Annotated in this window: 18 protein-coding genes; 11 read left to right on the top strand and 7 right to left on the bottom strand. The window is 58.9% G+C overall.

From position 1 onward, the window contains the following. The first annotated feature begins 338 nt into the window (after positions 1-338). From HQL44_02110 to HQL44_02100, 3 genes are all read left to right on the top strand, one after another. Positions 339-1634, top strand: coding sequence for a hypothetical protein (locus tag HQL44_02110; GenBank protein MBF0267364.1), 1296 nt, complete (start codon positions 339-341; stop codon positions 1632-1634). A 210-nt stretch (positions 1635-1844) separates the two neighbouring features. Continuing rightward, positions 1845-2309, top strand: coding sequence for a FecR domain-containing protein (locus HQL44_02105; GenBank protein ID MBF0267363.1), 465 nt, complete (start codon positions 1845-1847; stop codon positions 2307-2309). After that, positions 2302-2895, top strand: a complete 594-nt coding sequence (locus tag HQL44_02100; protein MBF0267362.1) for an OmpA family protein — start codon at positions 2302-2304, stop codon at positions 2893-2895. The genes HQL44_02105 and HQL44_02100 overlap by 8 nt, the downstream gene beginning before the upstream one ends. Positions 2896-2900: 5 nt before the next feature. On the opposite strand, the gene HQL44_02095 is transcribed toward HQL44_02100, so the two are convergent. Then, complete coding sequence (locus tag HQL44_02095; GenBank protein MBF0267361.1) at positions 2901-3146, bottom strand: DUF1178 family protein; 246 nt, start codon at positions 3144-3146, stop codon at positions 2901-2903. Between the two features lie 52 nt (positions 3147-3198). Between HQL44_02095 and HQL44_02090 the strand changes: the two genes are divergently transcribed. Genes HQL44_02090 through scpB form a run of 8 tightly spaced genes read left to right on the top strand, consistent with a single transcriptional unit; the run spans position 3199 to position 11175 of the window. Then, positions 3199-3750, top strand: coding sequence for an NUDIX hydrolase (locus HQL44_02090; protein MBF0267360.1), 552 nt, complete (start codon positions 3199-3201; stop codon positions 3748-3750). 47 nt (positions 3751-3797) lie between these two features. Then, positions 3798-4961, top strand: coding sequence for a deoxyguanosinetriphosphate triphosphohydrolase (locus HQL44_02085; GenBank protein MBF0267359.1), 1164 nt, complete (start codon positions 3798-3800; stop codon positions 4959-4961). After that, complete coding sequence (locus HQL44_02080; protein MBF0267358.1) at positions 4958-6700, top strand: arginine--tRNA ligase; 1743 nt, start codon at positions 4958-4960, stop codon at positions 6698-6700. Before HQL44_02085 ends, HQL44_02080 begins: the two co-directional genes overlap by 4 nt. Next, a complete protein-coding gene (locus tag HQL44_02075) occupies positions 6700-7626 on the top strand; it encodes an SPOR domain-containing protein (protein MBF0267357.1) in 927 nt (308 codons plus the stop codon). The genes HQL44_02080 and HQL44_02075 overlap by 1 nt, the downstream gene beginning before the upstream one ends. After that, positions 7613-8629, top strand: a complete 1017-nt coding sequence (nagZ, locus tag HQL44_02070) for a beta-N-acetylhexosaminidase (GenBank protein MBF0267356.1) — start codon at positions 7613-7615, stop codon at positions 8627-8629. Before HQL44_02075 ends, nagZ begins: the two co-directional genes overlap by 14 nt. Then, positions 8622-9332, top strand: a complete 711-nt coding sequence (locus HQL44_02065; protein ID MBF0267355.1) for a site-2 protease family protein — start codon at positions 8622-8624, stop codon at positions 9330-9332. The genes nagZ and HQL44_02065 overlap by 8 nt, the downstream gene beginning before the upstream one ends. After that, entirely contained in the window at positions 9329-10159 is an 831-nt protein-coding gene (locus HQL44_02060) for a segregation/condensation protein A (GenBank protein MBF0267354.1), read from the top strand. The genes HQL44_02065 and HQL44_02060 overlap by 4 nt, the downstream gene beginning before the upstream one ends. Beyond that, positions 10156-11175 carry an SMC-Scp complex subunit ScpB gene (gene scpB, locus HQL44_02055; protein MBF0267353.1) on the top strand — a complete coding sequence of 340 codons (1020 nt, stop codon included), beginning with the start codon at positions 10156-10158 and terminating at the stop codon, positions 11173-11175. Before HQL44_02060 ends, scpB begins: the two co-directional genes overlap by 4 nt. On the opposite strand, the gene HQL44_02050 is transcribed toward scpB, so the two are convergent. From HQL44_02050 to HQL44_02025, 6 genes are read right to left on the bottom strand one after another with little or no spacing between them, the layout of a single operon-like run. After that, the gene (locus HQL44_02050) at positions 11172-12062 is read right to left on the bottom strand and encodes an alpha/beta fold hydrolase (protein ID MBF0267352.1); all 891 of its coding nucleotides are present in this window, start codon (positions 12060-12062) and stop codon (positions 11172-11174) included. The two genes, scpB and HQL44_02050, sit on opposite strands and share 4 nt — an antisense overlap. A gap of 24 nt (positions 12063-12086) precedes the next feature. Further along, complete coding sequence (locus HQL44_02045) at positions 12087-12908, bottom strand: nucleoside phosphorylase (protein MBF0267351.1); 822 nt, start codon at positions 12906-12908, stop codon at positions 12087-12089. After that, the gene (locus HQL44_02040) at positions 12859-13992 is read right to left on the bottom strand and encodes a cysteine desulfurase (protein ID MBF0267350.1); all 1134 of its coding nucleotides are present in this window, start codon (positions 13990-13992) and stop codon (positions 12859-12861) included. The genes HQL44_02045 and HQL44_02040 overlap by 50 nt, the downstream gene beginning before the upstream one ends. Further along, complete coding sequence (locus tag HQL44_02035) at positions 13992-14345, bottom strand: DsrE family protein (GenBank protein MBF0267349.1); 354 nt, start codon at positions 14343-14345, stop codon at positions 13992-13994. Before HQL44_02035 ends, HQL44_02040 begins: the two co-directional genes overlap by 1 nt. After that, positions 14342-14638 (bottom strand): hypothetical protein, encoded by a 297-nt coding sequence (locus HQL44_02030; GenBank protein ID MBF0267348.1) that lies wholly within the window; start codon positions 14636-14638, stop codon positions 14342-14344. The genes HQL44_02035 and HQL44_02030 overlap by 4 nt, the downstream gene beginning before the upstream one ends. Before the next feature lie 2 nt (positions 14639-14640). Next, positions 14641-15435, bottom strand: a complete 795-nt coding sequence (locus HQL44_02025; GenBank protein ID MBF0267347.1) for a sulfite exporter TauE/SafE family protein — start codon at positions 15433-15435, stop codon at positions 14641-14643. Positions 15436-15511: the final 76 nt, after the last annotated feature.

Raw genomic sequence — 15511 nt, 5'->3', positions numbered from 1 at the left:
ATCCACAGACCTTATTGGCTAGATATGAATATAAAATAGGCAGTGATTAAATTATATGCATATTAGGCGGAGGTAAGAAAGTGCCCCCACCTCATAATTATTGCATCTTATGGCGAGTGAAGGTTTCTCGCTGCGGTTCATTGGTTTGCAAAAAATGAGTGGTTTCTACTGGAGGACAGCCTCCGCGAGACGCATTAGCATTGCGTGCATTTGAGTAAGTGTTTAGAGTTATGTGTGTGGTTTTCTGTGTTGGATTTTCGTCATGTCGGCTCGTATTTCTTTTTGCACTAAAAGGAATGCATCTCACGGTGGCGCATATTTATGGCTCGGGGTGTTGAATGACTAAAATGTGGAATATAAATACGGTCTTTGGTATTGGGCAGAAGGGGGATGATTTGCACTATGTAGAGAGATCTGTTGATTATGAATTTATTAGGAATCTTTCTAGGGATAAGCATTTGTGTATTTATGGTTCGTCGAAGCAGGGAAAGACGGCTTTGCGAAAGAGGCATATTTCTTCAGGTGAAGAGATTGTAATTGTTTGCGATCCGGAATGGACCGCTAACAGCTTGATCGCTTCCGTGTTAAAGGCTGCAAACTGTAAAATTGAGACAACAAGCAAAGATGTAAATAGTGGCAAGGTTGGTTTAAATGCTGGGGTTGGTGTTAAGGTTAAAATACCTTTGTTTGGTGAGGTGGCAGGGAGTTTTGGTAGTGGGGCTGATTCGGGGGAGGCTTCTGAGATTTCCTATGAGTCCCTCCCTGTTGATTTGAGTGATATGGCTGAGATTGTTAAGATATTGAAGCGAGTTTTTATTGGTAAGTATGTTGTAATTGAAGAATTTCACTATTTGCCAGAGGATGTTCAAAAGAGCTTTGCGATTAAATTGAAGGCATTGCATGAGCTTTCAGAATTTTTATTTATAATTGTTGGTGTTTGGCTTGAGAAAAATAGATTAGCACACTTGAACCGCGATCTTACCGGTAGGGTTGCGCCAATCAATGCTGATGAGTGGGGTGAGGATGATCTTCTAAAGGTTATTCGGGAAGGAGAGCTAAAGCTAAATATTGAGTTCCCCCCTGGCTTTGCAGAGAAACTTGTTAAAATGGCCTGTGGTAGCGTTTATATAGTTCGTGAAGTTTGTTACCGTGCCTGTGAGATTAATAATGTTTTTAATACGGAAAATTCATTAAGAAAAATTAAGAAGACAATATCTATTCCAACCTTGTTAAGTGAAGTATCAAGGGATGGTGCTGACTATCAAGCTCAACTCATTAGCTTGATGGGTATTGATGGTGCGCGACTTCATGAACAAGAGGAGAAAGAGGACTTGTTAAAATGGGTTATTCGTTCTTTAGTTTTCTGCGGTCACTCTGAACTAAGAAGAGGCATTCCATTAAATACTCTAAGAGCTAATATCCAAAAATATCATCCGCGTCAATACCATCCAACAGCAAATCAAATTGAAAGAATATTGCTATTTATTCAGTCTGCACAGAATAAGAATATGATGAATACACTTTTCGATTATGATAGACAGGATAAAGTTGTTAGGTGCGTTGATAAGGGATACATTTTGTGGAGAGAAAACACGCATATAGACTCAATAAAAGACTTTCTTGAGTGTGCGTGATTTTTTTATTTTGCTGTTGTTTCGCTTTGGTAAATGTTTATGTTGACAATTTCCTGTTTATCCCATGAATTCATTATATAGCGTTACCTGTTAGGCGGTTTTTATAGCATCTTCGCAATGATGGTTGTAATAACTCTGCGGCGGTCGTTAGATAGGTCCGGAAAGAAAGAGGCCGCGCATCGCGCGGCTCATGCGGCAAGGAGAAGCTCTATGCGTTCCATCTGCCTTAGCCTAACCCTGACTGTTGCAGCCTGCTTGTGCCTTTGGGGGCCGCTTGCCCAGGCCGCCGAACCGATTGGTTTGGTCAAGTCGGCCGAGGGCAAGGCCACGGCGTTCCGGGACGGCAAAAGCACGCCGCTGAAGGCGGGCGACGATCTGTTCAAGAACGATCAGCTTGCCACCGATGGGCAGGGGGCGCTGGGGCTGGTCCTCAGGGACGACACCACCTTGTCGCTGGGACCCAATTCCAAACTGGTGCTGGACGATTTCGTCTTCGATCCGGCTGCCGACAAGCTGGGGCTGAACATGAGAATGGCGAAGGGCACGTTTTCGGTGCTGACCGGCCAGATCGCCAAGCTGGCGCCGGAACGTACCAGTATCCGAACGCCGGTCGCCACCATCGGCATTCGCGGCACGCGTTTCCTGGTCGAAGTCGAGGGAGGCAGCGATGAATAAGCGCTTTGTCTTCTCTCTGCTGGCCTTGCTGCTGCTCAGCGCCTGTTCAGGCGATCGCATCGTCTTGCTGCCCGATCCTGACGGCAAAGTCGGCAAGGTGGAAATCGTCACCAAGGGCGGATCGCAAGTGATGGACAGGCCGCAGACCGTCACCTCGGTCTCCAGCGCCACCTCGAAACCCGATGCGCCCGAAGCGATTTCGGACAAGGAAATCCAATCAGGCTGGGGCAAGGCGCTGGCCGTGATGCCGCCGCCGCCCGAAACCTTCATCCTCTATTTCATGTCGGGCACGTCGGACCTGACGGTTGCGTCCGAGCAAGCGCTGCCCGGCATCATCGCCAAGATGAAGCAGCGACCGGTTTTGCATATCGTGGTGGCCGGACATGCCGACGCCGTGGGATCGGACGAGGCCAATATCGCCGTCTCGCGCGACCGTGCTCGCGTCGTGCGCGATCTGTTGATCAAGGCCGGAGCGCCGCCTTCGGTCTTCGAAGTGTCCTCGCATGGCAAGCGCAACCCGCTGGTCAAAACGCCGGATGGCGTTTCAGAACCCAGGAACCGGCGGGTGACGGTGACGGTCCAGTAAACCCCTTACCCGTGCATGCCCGCCATGGGGCAACCGCCGCATCCGCCGCCGCCAACGCCGCAGGAAGGGGCGGGGGCCTGGGCGGCGCTGGAACCGATGCTGGGCGCCATCAGGGCCTTGGCCACTTTCTTGTCGCCGCATTCCGGGCAGACCAGCTTCTTCTTGGCCGCCTTGGCGTCGTAATCGGCCATATTGTCAAACCAATCCTCGAAAAGGTGGCCCTTGCTGCAAGACAGGCTGTAGCGGATCATGGGGAACTCCAACGATGCGAAAAGTCTTGCGGTTTTATATAGGGAGACGGCGATGAGCGGCAAGAGGCATGCGCCCTGGCGGGTCACCAACCGCCAGTTGGAATTGGATGCGCATCCCAGGCTGCGCGTCTGGCGCCACGAGATCGCCCTGCCCGATGGGCGTGAGGTCAAGGATTTCTGGCGCATCGAAGTGCCCGATTTCGCCATGATGGCCGTCTGGACCCATGATGGCCGCCTGCTCCTGGAGCGCCATTACCGCCATGGGGTGGGCGACGTCACCCTGACCCTGCCTGCGGGCGGGCTGGAGCCGGGCGAAGAGCCTTTGGCGGCGGCGAAGCGAGAATTGCTGGAGGAAACAGGATATCTGGCCGAGAACTGGCGCAAGCTGGGCGACTTCGTGCTGGGGGCCAATGGGCGCTTCTGCAAGGCCCATTTGTTCATGGCTGAGGGGGCCGTGCAGATCGCCCAGCCCGATTCGGGCGATTTAGAAGATACCGAGCTGGTTTTCTTTAGTCGCGAACAGGCCGTCGCCGCCTTGAAAAATGGGGAAATCGCCGTTCTGTCTTGCGCCGCCACCCTGGCCATGGCGCTGCTGGAGGAATGAAAGGCAATTCCGTTGCCTAACACGCTTTGCCAGCGTACTTTCCCCCCATGCCCAACGCATCCGATTTAGCCATCTTCGCCAGCAAGGCCGCCGACAGCCGGGGACGTCTCTATCCCGAGGCGGAAAGCCGTACCCGATCGGCCTTTCAGCGCGACCGCGACCGCATCATTCATTCGGCGGCCTTCCGCCGCCTGCAATACAAGACCCAGGTTTTCGTCTATCACGAAGGCGATAATTTCCGCACCCGCCTGACCCATTCGCTGGAAGTGGCGCAGATCGCCCGCTCGATCAGCCGCCAGTTGAAGTTGGACGAGGATCTGGCCGAGGCCCTGGCCCTGGCCCATGATCTGGGCCATCCGCCCTTCGGCCATGCGGGCGAGGATGCGCTGAAGGAAGCCATGCTGCCCTTCGGCGGCTTCGATCACAATGCGCAAAGCCTGCGCGTGGTCACCTCGCTGGAAACCCGCTATCCCGGCTTCGACGGCCTCAATCTGGCCTGGGAGACGTTGGAAGGGCTGGTCAAGCACAACGGCCCGCTGACCGGGGCGATGTCGGCCTATATCGGCGAATATCAGGCGCGGCACGATCTGGAACTGGCGACTTGGCCCTCGGCCGAGGCGCAGGTGGCGGCCTTGTCCGACGACATCGCCTACAACAATCACGATGTGGAAGACGGCCTCAGGGCCGGATTGTTCTCGCTGGACGATCTGAAACCGATCTCCATCGTGGGGCCGATGGTCGAAGACATTGCGGCAAGGCATCCCGGCTTGGACCAAGCCCGCCTTATCCATACGGTGGTGCGTGAGCTGATCGGCGCCATGGTGGAAGACTTGGTGGCCGAAACGCAAAGAAGGATCGGCGAATTTGGACCGCGAAGCGCTGCCGAGGTGCGCGCCCTGGGCCGCCCGTTGGCGGGCTTTTCGGTTCAGATGCAACAAGCCGACCGCGAGCTTAAGAAATTCCTGTTCGCCCACATGTATCGGCATTACAAGGTCAACCGCATGACCAGCAAGGCCAGGCGCGTGGTGCGCGATCTGTTCGCCTTGTTCCTGGCCGAGCCGGAATGCCTGCCCGAGGAATGGCGGGTCAGGGCCAGCGTCAAGAATTCCCCCGAAACAGCCCTTCTGGTTTGCGACTATGTGGCCGGCATGACCGACCGTTTCGCGCTGGAAGAGCATCGCCGTTTATTCGATCTTCAGGTTACCCCATGAGCAATTGTTTTCGACTGTTCGAGCGCGTCGTCAAGGATGCGCTGTCTTCCATCCTTCCCAAGGACATCGATCCGGCGCGCATTGCCGTCGAGCCGCCCCGCGACAGCGCGCACGGCGACATGGCGACCAACGCCGCCATGGTGCTGTCCAAGCAGGCCAAGATGAATCCCAAGGCGCTGGCCCTGCAATTGGCCGAGAAACTGCGTCAGCATCCCGATATCGTGTCGGTCGAGGTGGCGGGTCCCGGCTTTATCAATTGGCGTCTTTCCGATGCTTTCTGGCGCGCCCAACTGTCGGCCATTCTGAAAGCGGGGACCAGTTGGGGTGATTCCGACATCGGCAAGGGCCAGAAGGTGAATGTCGAATATGTCTCGGCCAATCCCACCGGCCCCATGCATATCGGGCATGCCCGCGGCGCCGTGGTCGGCGACGCGCTGGCGGCGCTTTTGGAAAAGGCGGGCCATGACGTGGCCCGCGAATATTACATCAACGACGCGGGCGCCCAGGTCGATGTGTTGGCCCGCTCGGCGCATCTGCGTTACCGCGAGGCCCTGGGCGAAAATATCGGCCCGATCCCGGAGGGGCTTTACCCAGGCGAATATCTGATAGGGGCGGGCCAAGCGCTGGCCAAGGCGCATGGCGACAAATGGCGAAATGCGCCCGAGGCCGAATGGCTGGCGGCTTTCCGCCTTTTCGCCGTCGACGCCATGATGGACATGATCCGCGACGATCTGGCGGCGCTGGGCGTCAAGCACGACGTCTTCACGTCGGAACGCGCCATGGTGGATTCAGGCGCGGTGGACGCGGCGCTGAAAAATCTGGAAGAGCGCGGCCTGATCTATACCGGCGTGCTGGAACCGCCCAAGGGAAAAACGCCCGACGATTGGGAACCCAGGCCGCAGACCTTGTTCAAGGCCACCGACTTCGGCGACGACGTGGATCGTCCGCTCAAGAAATCGGATGGGTCCTGGACCTATTTCGCCTCCGACATCGCCTATCACAAGGGCAAGTTCGAGCGCGGCTTTCCTGTCATGATCGACGTCTGGGGCGCTGACCATGGCGGTTACGTCAAACGTTTGCAGGCCGCCGTGAAAGCCATCACCGAAGGCCAAGGTTCGCTGGACGTGAAATTGTGCCAGATGGTGAGTCTGCTGAAAAACGGCGAACCCTACAAGATGAGCAAGCGGGCAGGGACCTTCGTGACGCTTCGCGACCTGATCGACGAAGTGGGCAAGGACGTGGTGCGTTTCATCATGCTGACCCGCAAGAACGACGCGCAACTTGATTTCGATCTGGACAAGGCGCTGGAACAAAGCCGAGACAACCCGGTTTTTTACGTCCAATACGCCCATGCCAGGGCCTGTTCGGTGGCGAGGCACGGGGCCGAAATGTTTCCGGACCGCGATCTGTCGGATGCGGCCCTTTCCGGCGTCGATCTGTCTAGCCTGCAAGACGCCGACGAGATGGCCTTGATCCGCCTGATGGCCGCCTGGCCCAGGCTGGTCGAATCGGCTGCCGAGTCGCACGAACCACACCGTGTCGCCTACTATTTGGCCGATCTGGCGGCGGCTTTTCATGGCCTGTGGAATCGGGGTCGCGATGAGGCTCAACTGCGCTTTTTGATTGGCGAAAAGCCCGATTTGTCCTTGGCCCGTCTAGCCTTGGTGCGCGCCGTGGCTCTTGTGGCCGCCTCGGGTCTTAAGGTATTCGGGGTGGAACCTGTGTTGGAGATGCGCTGATGAGCGACAAACTCGACCGCGAGCGCCTGGAACCCGAATTGGGACAGGACCTGTTGGACATCCTGCCCGATCGCGGGCTGGGCCGGTCTGACCGTGAAACCTTGTCCGCCCGCCCGCTGCCTCGCAAGAAGCGCCGGGGCTTCCTGTTGTGGTTCTTGCTGTTCTTCCTGGCCTCGGGGGCTGCCGTCGCCACTTGGTGGGTGATGGCCAAGGGGCCAAAAACCTCTGGCGGGGCCTCGGTCGAGGTGCCCTTGGTCAAGGCCGATGAACGGTCCTACAAAAGCAAACCCAGCCAGCCCGGCGGCATGGATGTGCCCGACCAGGACAAGATGGTCTATGACCGTATGGGCAACGCCCAGGAGGCGGGCAAGCCCGCCGTCGAACGCCTGCTGCCGATGCCCGAAGCGCCCCAAGCGCCGCCCGCCCCGGTGGTTGCGCCGCCCCCTGTTTTGCCCGATCTGCCCAAGGTGACGGCAACCGAAACGCCCAAGGCCACCCCGCCCAGCATGCGCGATATGGCGCCGCCGGAACCGCCGCCGGTCGAGCCGCCCGCCCTGCTTGACGACGAGAAGCCGGGCGCAAAGCCCACCCTGCCCAAGGCGGCCCTGCCGCCCAAGCCGTCGGTCAAGGTCGATGACGCCGCCGCCAAGGCCGCTGCCGTCAAATCCTCGCCCGGTGGAGCTTGGCTGGTTCAGCTTGGCGCCATCAAGGAAGAATCCGCCGCCCCCCGCCAATGGCAGGCGATCCAGAAGGCGAATGCCGATCTGTTGGGCGGTTTAAGCCTGGATGTGCAAAAGGCCGACCTGGGCGCCAAGGGGATCTTCTATCGTCTGCGAGCCGGGTCGCTGGACAGCAAGGAGGCCGCCAAGGCGCTGTGCGATCAGTTGGCCGCCCGCAAACAGGGGTGCATCGTTGTCCGCAAATAACGGCGATCCCAAAGCCGCCATCGTCGGTTTGGCCGGTGCGGAACTGGGCGCCGCCGAACGCCGCCTCTTTGCCAAGGCCCAGCCCTTGGGCTTTATTCTTTTTGCCCGCAACGTCGAAACAAAAAGTCAAGTCAAGGCGTTGGTTGACGATCTTCGCAGATCGGTTGGACGAAATGCGCCTGTGCTGATTGATCAGGAAGGCGGTCGGGTGCAGCGCCTCAAGCCGCCTCACTGGCGCCAAGCGCCGCCAGCCCGGGTATTCGGTGAGTTGGCCAATCGGAATGTCGAAGCGGCCCGCGCCGCCGTGCGTCTGAACGCGCTGCTGATCGGGCGGGAACTGGCCGAACTGGGGATCGACGTCGATTGCGCCCCGGTCATCGACGTTCCATCCTTCGACGCCCATGACGTGATCGGCGACCGCGCCTTCGGGCGTTCGCCCTCGCTGGTGGCCGATCTGGGCCGCGCCGCCATTGCTGGCTTCCTGGATGCCGGGGTGATCCCCATGATCAAGCATATCCCAGGGCATGGCCGGGCCAGAGTGGACAGCCACGAGCGCCTGCCGGTGGTCGATACGCCAGCGGACATCCTTGAGCAAAGCGATTTCGTTCCCTTCCGGGAACTGGCCGACGCCCCCATGGCCATGACGGCCCACATCGTCTATGCGGCCATCGACGCCAAGCATCCCGCCACCTCATCGTCCTTGATCATCACGCAACTGATCCGCAGGTCGATGGGCTTCAAGGGGGTCCTGGTGTCCGACGACCTATCGATGAAGGCGCTTTCGGGCAGCTATGGCGAACGCACCCAGGCCGCCCTGTCGGCGGGTTGCGACGCCGTCTTGCATTGCAACGGCCATATGGACGAGATGGAAGAAGTTCTGGCCCATGCCGCCCCCCTGTCTAGGGCGTCGCAGGATCGGCTGGAGCGGGCCTATGACATGCTCTCGCCCAGCGATGAGGATGCCACCGTGGCGGAGCTGGAACGGCTGCTGGCCGATGCCTGAGGATTTTTCCTGGCTTCAGGTCCTGGCCGTGACGGCCTGGATCATTCCCGTTCTTTTGGCTGTGACGCTGCACGAGGCGGCGCATGGCTACGCCGCCTGGAAACTGGGCGACGAAACGGCCGTGCGGCTGGGGCGCGTCACCTTCAACCCGCTTCGCCATGTCGATCCATTCGGCACGGTTTTGCTGCCGGGCATTCTTCTGCTGACCAGCGCGCCCGTGCTGTTCGGCTATGCCAAGCCGGTGCCCGTCAACCCCCATAATTTGCGAAAACCCCGCCTGGGCATGGTGCTGGTGGCCGCCGCAGGCCCCGGAATCAACTTGGCCCTGGCCCTGTTTTCGGTTCTTTTTCTGGGCCGTCTGGTCGATGTCGAGGTGTCGGAAGATTGGGTTCTGCCTGTCCGCTGGCTGGGGGCGAATCTATATAACTCCATCGAAATCAATGTGTTGCTTGCTGTGTTCAACCTGTTGCCCTTGCTGCCTTTGGATGGCGGGCGCATCCTGGCCGGACTTTTGCCCACAGCCCTGGGGATAAGATTTGCGCGCACGGAACGCGCAGGCTTATTGATCCTGCTGGGCGTTTTGTTCATCCTGCCGCTTCTTGGCCAGGTCCTGGGCTTTCATGTGAACATCCTGGGACCCTTGGTGGGAGAGCCTGCCGCGTGGCTGGTGGAGCAATTGGTCGGTTTGACGGGACTTCAATGAACCAGAGCGAAAGTTTGTTCGAAGAGGATGGCGAACGCCAGCCGCAGGCTGACGGCACCACCCTTGTGATCGACATCGCCGGTTACGAAGGACCGATCGACATGCTGCTGGCCCTGGCCCGCGAGCAGAAGGTCGATCTGACCCGCATTTCCATTTTGCAATTGGCCGACCAGTATCTGGCCTTCATCGCCAGGGTCAGCCATACCCATTTGGAACTGGCCGCCGATTATCTGGTGATGGCGGCTTGGCTGGCCTATCTGAAATCGCGCCTGTTGCTGCCCGAACCGCCATCGGCGGGTGAGGAACCTTCTGCTGCCGACATGGCCGCCGCCCTGACCTATCAATTGCAGCGCCTGGAAGCGATGCAGGAGGCCGGGCGCAGGCTGATGGCTTTGCCGCGCGTCGGCATCGACGTGTTTCACCGCGGATCGCCGGAAGATCTGACGCCGGAACGGCTGATCGTTTACGACCTGACGCTTTACGAGCTTTTGAAATCCTATTCCGATTTCAAGCGGCGCAGCCAAACCTCGACCATGACCATCGAGGCGATGGAACTTTACGCCATCGACGAGGCCTTGGTGCGGCTGGAACGTCTGGTTGGCCGGGTGCCGGGCTGGCACACGCTGGCCAGTTATCTGCCCCAGGAATTGCTGGCGGGCAAGAACGGCCTGCTGGCCCGTTCGATCCTGGCCTCGTCCTTTGTCGCCACCTTGGAATTGACCCGCCAGGGCAAGCTGGAACTGCGCCAGGAAGGCGTGTTCGAACCCATCTTCATCCGTCCGGGCGGCGCTGCGCCCGAACCTTCTAGCTCAAAAGAGCCGATATGACCCAGAGCGAAGACGAAGACCTGAAACAGATTGTCGATTCCGGATCGCCCGATGACGGGCTGGATGACCTGGACGTCCTGGAGGGCGATGAGGAAGCTGGCGATGACGCCGCCGTTTCGCAACATGTCGAGGCGGTGTACGAGCCGAATATCGACCAGCCCTATGATTCCTTCAGGGCCTTGCGCATCGTGGAAGCATTGCTGTTCGCTTCGGCGGCCCCCTTGACCATTCCGGCCATCGCCACCCGTTTGCCGCCCGAGGCCGACATTCCAGAGCTTCTGGAAACCCTGCGCGCCCAATACGCCAATCGCGGCGTCAATTTGTTCAAGACCGGCGAAACCTATGTGCTGCGCACGGCGCCCGATTTGGGATCGTCCTTGCGCATCGAGGGCACGGAAACCCGCAGACTGTCGCGCGCCGCTGTGGAAACGCTGGCCATCATCGCCTATCACCAGCCGGTGACCAGGGCCGAGATCGAGGAAATCCGCGGCGTGGCTCTGTCTAAGGGAACGCTGGACACTTTGTTCGAAGCGGGTTGGGTCAAGCCCAGGGGCCGCAAGAAGGTGCCGGGCCGCCCGGTGATGTGGGTGACGACGCCCTCCTTCCTTGATCATTTCGGACTGGAAAGCACCGAAGATTTGCCGGGCGTCGAAGAGTTGAAGGCTTCCGGCCTGCTGGATGCGCGCCCGATGATGTATGGCGCTTCGGCCCATGAAGACGCGGCGCTTCCCGACGCCTCGCCCAGCGTGGCGGTTGAAAGCAGCGTCGACGAGGGATTGCCCGAAGCGATTGCCGAGGACAACGCTCCATCGTCGCCCGCCGCAAGCGAGGCGCCCGTTCAGGAATCTGACGATAGCGATGCCGCTGATGGCGACGATGAAGAAGACGACGAAGATGAAGATGTCTTCGACGATGATGACGACGACGATGATGAGGATGATGAAGACGACGACGAACCCGTCCCCTTCAACAATCCAGCACCCGGCAAGGACGAAGACGAGGACGAGCCGACCTAATCCTTCAGGAATTTAGCCGCCGCTTCGGCGGCGTCTTCGGCGGCGAAATTGTTGAAGAAATGGTCGGCGTCAGAGATCACCGTCAGCAATATCTTCTTGCCGTCGGCCAGCGGCTTGACGCGCTCGGCCAAGCCCTTGATCAGTTGGTCGTTGTCGGCGGCTATCACCAGCACCGGCGCTTTGATGCGGGCCAACAGGGCGGGGCTGTCGAAACGAGGTTCGCTGGCGTAATAGCTGAGAAAACTTCCGGCGCTGACCTGGGCGTCGGGGCAGGCCAGAAAGTCCGCCGTCATCATCTCGCCCATTTTCATCTTGCGGGCCTTGGCCAACGGCTCGCTTAGTTCCTTGCCGAAGCGGCTGCGATACTGCTCGTTCAAGGCGCTTTCGCTCCAGACCATGGGAGCCAGCAGGACCACTTTCGATATGATGGGATCAAACCTTTCGGCGGCGAACCAAGCGGTTTGCGCGCCACCCCTGGAATGACCCATCAAGGCTAGCTTGGAAACGCCCTGCGTTTTCAGCCAAGCCATCCAGGCGCCGATTTCGTCCAGGGCGTCGGTGTAGATGTGGCGATGCGGGGTTGCGCATTCATACATCCCCGTCCGGTTGGAAAGCCCATAGCCCAGCGAGATGGCCAGCGAATTAAGGCCGTGTCCGGCCAGCTCCTTTTGCATGGCGGCGATGATCTGCATGCCGTTGTGGGCCAGCGTGCCATGCGTGATCAGCACCGCGCCGTCTTTGAGCGACTTGCCGGACGCCATGGTCAGATTGGCGTTGAGTTGAAGTCCCTGATGGACGATCTGCACGTTCTTGCCGTCGGCCAGGGCCATTGTTGGAGACATGCCCGCGAAGAGGAAGAGGGCCGACAGAATAAGAAACTGTTTCATGATCGACATCCCTTCATTGAAATTTCAGTTCATCCATGCCTTGGCTGCGGCTGACGCCAGAGACAACGCCTCAATGGCTCCTCCGTCGTCTCCCTTTTCGAAGTCGTCGCCCGATTGCGCCATCTGGTTGGTGACATGGGCAAAGCAGACCAGGGGACAGTTCCGCGCCTTTGAAAAGGCGTAGAGCGCCGCCGCCTCCATCTCGACGGCGAGGATGCCATCCTTCCTGTGGGCGGCGATGGCTTCTTCGGTTTCCCTATAGGGGGCGTCGGTGGTCCAGGTGGTTCCCCTGCGCACTTCTTTCAAGGAAGCAAGCCGTTCCAAAACAAGCGCGTCCGCCTCGACATGGCGTGATGGCGGCAGATAATGGTAGCTGGTTCCTTCATCCCTAAGCGCTTGCTCGATCAAGATGAAGCAAGGGGAGTGGGGCAGGGGCGCAATTCGTCCCGAAGAAGTGATGCTGATCAGAAAGCGGCAGCCGCTGGCGAACATTTGTTCGGCCACCAGGACGGCATAGGGCGCCCCGACGGCGCAGCCGACAATGCCGAACTCTTGGCCTTCCCAGGTAAAGCGCCACATTTGCGAATGGTAGCAGGCCCAATGGGAAACCGCTTCGGCCTGTCCCGTTCGTTTCAGGAAACGCACGATGTCGCCGTCGGGATCGAGCAGGCAAAGCTCGGGCACTTCGGCATGGTCAAGCTCGCGCTGACGCCTAGCTTCGCGCAACAGATTGGCCGGTTCAAAGACGGAAGGCGCTTGCGAATTCTTGAGCGCCAGGATGGGCGCTTGGCTTTCCTTATCCGGCAAGTTGCCTCCAGGCTTTGACGAGGGCGTTCGCAGCGGCATCGATGTCCTTTTCGGTGGTCGTTCGCCCCAGCGTCAACCGGACGGCGCCCAAAGCTCTGTCCCGGTTTAATCCCATGGCGGTCAGGACCGAGGATGGAGCTTCTTTGCCGTCATGGCAAGCCGATCCGGTTGAGGCGGCGATGGCAGGGGCGGCGTTCAGCAAGGCGTTGCCAGCCACAGCAGGAAAGCTCACGTTCAGCGTATTGGGCAATGATATTTCCAGGCTTCCGTTGAGCGACAATCCTGGAACGCCGGACAGCAAGCGCGACCACAGGCGATCTTTCAGATTCCACAGGCGCTTGGCATCCTCGGCCTGCCTGCCCGCAGCCAAGGCGCAGGCCTTGCCCAGCCCCACGATCAGGGCCACGTTTTCCGTGCCGGGCCTGATGCCGCGTTCCTGTCCGCCACCGAAATTGATCGGCGCGATGGGCGCGCCTTTGCTGATGTACAATGCGCCGATTCCCTTGGGGGCGTACATTTTGTGACCCGCCAAAGACAGGGCGTCGATGCCCAGTTCCTTGACGTCAATCGGCAATTTGGCGATGGATTGCGCGGCGTCGCAATGCGTCATGATCCCTTTCGCATGGGCCAGCCGCGTCAGTTCACGGATCGGCTGCAAGGAGCCGGTCTCGTTGTTGGCGTGCATGACCGACAGCAAGGCGATGCCAGCATCAAGCGCATTCTCGGCGGCGGCAAGGGAGACGATGCCATGTTCATCGACGGGAAGCGTTTGGATCGCCCAGCCCTTGAGGGCCAGAAAGCGGCAGGGATTGGTCACGGATGGATGCTCGATGGCGGAGTGCAGCATCCGCCCCTTGACCTCATTTGCGCAAGCGGTTCCCAAGATGGTGATGTTGTTGGCTTCGGTGCCGCCGCTGGTGAAGAAGATTTCTTGCGCATCGGCATTGAGCAGGGCGGCCACCTCCTCACGCGCCCTATCAACGGCATTCCTGGCTCTCAGTCCGAAGACATGGCCACTGGAAGGGTTGCCGAAATGGGCGTGAAAGAAGGGCTGCATCGCTTCCACGACATCCGGATCGACCGGCGTGGTGGCGTTGAAGTCGAGATAAACCGGATCGTCCATCAGAACGTCAAGACCTTGTCGGCGGCGAGGGTAATGATGGTAAGCTCGTCCAAGGTGCTGCGCTTGGCGTTTGCCACGAGTTCGCTTTCAGCAAGGCCGCGCGCATCCATGCAAGTGCCGCACAGCAAAACCTGCCCGCCGCTGTCGATCAAGCGATGGATCATTTTGCCGATGTTGTAAAATCCCTCCGGCGGCTTCTGTCCGGCATGGGCGCAACTGACGGCGTCGCCCATCAGAAAAACCATGACGACGCCTTGCGGATCGTGCTTGCGCAGCGAATTGGCCAGCCGCATGCCGTTGTAGCTGCGTTCCGAACCATAGGGGCCTTCGTTGAGAATGATGACGGCTTTCATTTGTCGCATTCCTCCATGAAACGCGCTTCGGCCTCTTCCAGTCGCGCCAGCAGACTTGGCGAACCGTCCTTGCCAAGCCCATCATGCACGTCGGATGGCGATAGGATCAAGCCGTCTGCGGGTATGATCAGACGGTCTTCAAGCATGAATCCTGGGGGCTGGACCTCATCCTCTGGCCCCGGAAAGGTCGTTTCTATGGCTCCGCCCAAGGCATCTGCGACGACCTGGGCGTAATAGCCATACAGCGTGCAGCGACCACCGGGCGGCTTCTTCGAGACAATGGTGATTTTCATGCTTACCCCAGCATCGTTTCCTTGATGACGATATAACTGGCCACCACGACCAAAAAGACGGCAAATCCTTTTTTCAGCTTTTCCGCCGACAGATGTTTCGAGATGGCGGTTCCGGCGAAACTTCCGGCGATGGCGATGGCCGTAAAGATGGCCATCAGGTTGTAGTCGATCTCGATGGCTCCCAAATAACCCGCGAAACCGGCAAATGATTTTGCGGACACAATGACCAAAGAGGTTCCCGTGGCTTGCTTCATCGGCAAGCCGGACAACAAAACCAAGGCTGGCACGATCAGGAATCCACCCCCCACGCCCACCATGCCGGTTAGGACGCCAACGACGATGCCATGCAAGGCCACATGCCCAACCCGCGTGTAATCGAAGCAGATCAAGGAGGCAGTTCCTTGACAGTCGAGCCTGATCAGGTTGGCTGTTTTCGGTTCCACATGCCCTGGTTTGAACATGCGCCAGGAGGCCGCGTACATGATGGCGGCGAACAACAAGAGCTGTACCAAATCGGGCGTGATTACGCCCAATTTTGCGCCTCCATAGGTTCCCACCACGCCGAACAAGCCGAAGACGGCGGCAACGGGCATGTCGACGTTGCCGCGCCGCCAGTGGGTGACGGCGGAGATGGCCGCCGTAACGCCAACGATCCCCAAACTCATGGCAATGGCCGATTTCGTCGGCACGTCCAGCAGATAGAGCAGGGCAGGCAGTGTGATGATCGAACCGCCGCTTCCGAACAGGCCCAGCATAAGGCCGGTTGCGAGTCCGGCTAGAATGGCTAATGGCGACATGATCCAGCACCTTTGCTGATATTCTACAATTCAATTGAATACTATAATTTAGGCGCGAGACTGTCAAGCGAGGTCG

This window comes from Alphaproteobacteria bacterium, from assembly GCA_015231795.1.
GTDB lineage: Bacteria > Pseudomonadota > Alphaproteobacteria > Rhodospirillales > WMHbin7 > WMHbin7.
The sequence above is the reverse complement of the archived record's forward strand: the minus strand, read 5'-3'. Positions and strand labels throughout refer to the sequence as shown.